Here is a 3,165-nt window from a genome sequence, read left to right as displayed (position 1 = left end):
GGCTCGGTCGGCGATTGCCCCTTATCCGGCTAATATCCACCTATTTCCCTGGTCAAGGGGGGTTCGGAGGCCTTCGGCGATTCGTGTGTTCGCGTGTCGGCTAACCCGGAGTAGACCTGTCGGGCATGAGCACGGACAACCGTGATCGACTGCGCCTGGAACAGGATGGTGGCCGGTGGTATCTGGCCGGACCGGGTGCCGACGGGCTGCGGGTGATCGACGAGTATCTGGGTTATCTGGCTGATCGCAACTATTCACCGAAAACAGTGCGGGCCTATGGATTCGATCTGGTGATGTTCGGCCGGTGGCTGCTCGGTGAAGGATTCGGGGTCGACGATGTGACCACGTCGGTGCTGCTGCGGTTTTTGGCCGTGTGCCGGGCGGCGCGTTTACCGGGGCGGCCGGGTCCGAACGTGGTGGACCTGGCGGGCCGGCGGCTGGACGGATATGCGGCGGCGACGGTGAACCGGCGGCTGGTGGCGGTGTCGGGGTTGTTCGCGTTCCGCGCGATGCGCGACCCGGCACTGACGAGTCCGGTGCCGAAAGGCCGTGAAGCGCAACGGTTTGTGCCAGGTGAGAAGACCGGACTGCTGGCGCATCTGGTGCGTAAGCCGCGACCGCGATCGGCACTGCGACTGCGGGAACCGCGACGGCTGCCGAGGCCGTTGGCGGTGTCGGAGGCGGCACGGTTGCTGGCGAGTCTGCGGACCTGGCGCGACCGCGCGATCGCCGGGCTGATGCTGTATTGCGGGTTGCGGTCGTGCGAGGTGCTGGCCCTCGACGTCGCAGATGTCGACATCGGTCGCGGCTGGATCCGGGTCTGGGGCAAGGGCGCCAAGGAACGCGCCGTCCCGCTCGACAGCGACCTGGCCCGCGTGATCCAGGGCTATCTGCTGGCCGAGCGACCCGAATCAGGCTCGGCGCGTTTGTTCCTGGTCGCGAAGGGCCCGCACCGAGGGCAGCCGCTCACCCCGGCCGGGTTGCGGACGATCTTCCGCTATCACCGGCAACTGTCCGGTGTCACCGCCGGACATCCACACGCGTTGCGGCATTCGTTCGGCACCGCGCTGGCCGAGGCCGGGGTCGATCTGTCGGTCATGCAAGCACTGCTCGGGCACACCCATGTCGACACCACCGCCCGCTACATCCATCTGGCACCGAAGCGGGTGAAGGAGGAATTCGATGCCGCACGCGCACGTCTTCGCCGCCAGGTCTGACGCCGACGACATCTACCACACCTACCTGGCCGAACTGGCGCGCACCGGCCGCGGCAGCTCGCCCTACTACAGCTCGGCCCGCACATTCCTGCAACGCTGGCCCGACCCGCAAGACTGGGCCGATGAGCCGCTCGAGCTGCGGTGCTCGGCGAATTCCTCGACGCGACCGTTCATCACGTATTTGATGCTTCACGGCTGGTTGCGGCCCGGCTACGACTATCTGTTGGAACGCAAGATCTCCAGCCTCTGGCGCGAGATCGACGCCTCCCCGATCGGAGGCGATCTCGCTCGATACCTCACCGCCGCAAGAGAACTCGGATTCAGTCAACGGGTCCGCACGGCCACCGGCTCGCAGGCGCCGGCGCGGCTGCTGATCCAGACCGGCCGCCGCCTGCACCAACTCACCACCGGCGATCTCAACGAGTTCGCCGACGCCTGCCGCGACCGCCAAGACCGCACCGGCAAAGGCTGGCACCACTACAAGGCCGCACTGGCCAACACACATTTGGTGCTGTTCCACCTCGGCATCCTGCCCGAACCGCCTCGCCGCGGCGGTCCCTGGGACTTCGCGGTCCGTCTCGACGGCATCACCCCGGCGATCGCCGAGGCGATGATCGACTACCTCAACGCCAAACGCGGCACCTGCACCCGCCACACCGTCTCCAGCATGGCCACCCGCCTGACCGGGTTCGGGCGGTTCCTCACCGATCTCGATCCCACCCTGGCTCGGCTGTCGCAACTGGACCGCCGCCGCCACATCGAACCCTGGCTGGCCAGCCTGGTCGACGCGGTCAGCACCAAGACCGGCGAACCTATCGGCGTCGCCGACCACGCCCGCCGCGTCGTCGCGGTCAACACCTTCCTCACCGAGATCACCGAATGGGGATGGAACGACGCACCGAAGCGGAAACTGTTGTTCCGCAACGACATCCCCCGTCTGCCGCGCCCGCTGCCACGCTACATACCCCTCGATGCCGACCGCCGCCTCACCGACGCCCTGCAGGCCAGCGACCACGAACTCGCCGCCTCCGCGTTGCTGCTCGCACGCGCCTGCGGACTGCGGATCGGGGAACTGCTCGACCTCGAACTCGACTGCCTCCACGAGATTCCCGCAGAGGGAGCCTGGCTGAAAGTCCCGCTCGGCAAACTCGACACCGAACGCATGGTCCCCCTCGACAACGAAACCATCGAACTGATCGACCGGATCATCGAAATCCGCAGTCCTGGACGACCATTACCGCACCCACGGACCGGGAAGCCAGCCCAGTTCCTGTTCACCCGCCACGGCGGCCAGCTGTCTCAACAAGCCGTCCGCAACGAGCTCGACCGCGCCGCCACGGTCGCCAGGATCGGCCACGTCACTCCGCACCAGCTGCGCCACACCTATGCCACCGCCCTGGTCAACGCCGGTGTCTCCCTGCAATCGCTGATGGCGTTGCTCGGACACGTGTCCGCCCAGATGAGCCTGCGCTACGGAAAACTGTTCGACACCACCGTCCGCACCGAATACGAACGCGCCCTCACCCTCGCCAAAGACCACCTCGCCGCCCTGCCCACCACACCCGCCGGCACCAAAGCCCTGCCCCTGGCCGACATCACCGGCGGCAAGGACTGGACCGACACCCCGGCACTGAAATCCCGTCTGGCAGGCGGATTCTGCCTGCGCGCACCCGCCCAGGGCGCCTGCCCCTACGCCAACATCTGCGAACACTGCCCGAACTTCCGCACCGACCCCACCTACCTGCCCATCCTCGCCGCCCAACGCACCGACGCCCAGAAACTCGCCGACGACGCCCAACGCCGCGGCTGGATCACCGAAGCCGACCGCCACCACAAACTCATCGCCCGACTCGACGCCGCCATCACCGACATCCAGAAATCAGCCGGATAACCGCGAAACACCGCCAGCGGAACAAGATCAGCCCTGATTAGCCGGATAAGCCTACGA

2 protein-coding genes are annotated in these 3,165 nt (G+C 67.0%); both read left to right on the top strand.

The window, feature by feature from the left end; genetic code table 11:
• Positions 1-125: 125 nt before the first annotated feature.
• The gene (locus tag ACFV2O_RS36755) at positions 126-1,217 is read left to right on the top strand and encodes a tyrosine-type recombinase/integrase (protein WP_195154306.1); all 1,092 of its coding nucleotides are present in this window, start codon (positions 126-128) and stop codon (positions 1,215-1,217) included.
• A complete protein-coding gene (locus ACFV2O_RS36750; RefSeq protein WP_379256382.1) occupies positions 1,183-3,108 on the top strand; it encodes a tyrosine-type recombinase/integrase in 1,926 nt (641 codons plus the stop codon). Before ACFV2O_RS36755 ends, ACFV2O_RS36750 begins: the two co-directional genes overlap by 35 nt.
• The last annotated feature ends 57 nt before the right edge of the window (positions 3,109-3,165 follow it).

Origin of the sequence: Nocardia sp. NPDC059691, from assembly GCF_042733915.1 — a bacterium.
In the GTDB taxonomy this organism is placed as follows: Bacteria; Actinomycetota; Actinomycetes; order Mycobacteriales; family Mycobacteriaceae; genus Nocardia; species Nocardia sichangensis.
This window is presented reverse-complemented; position numbering and strand designations above follow the sequence as displayed.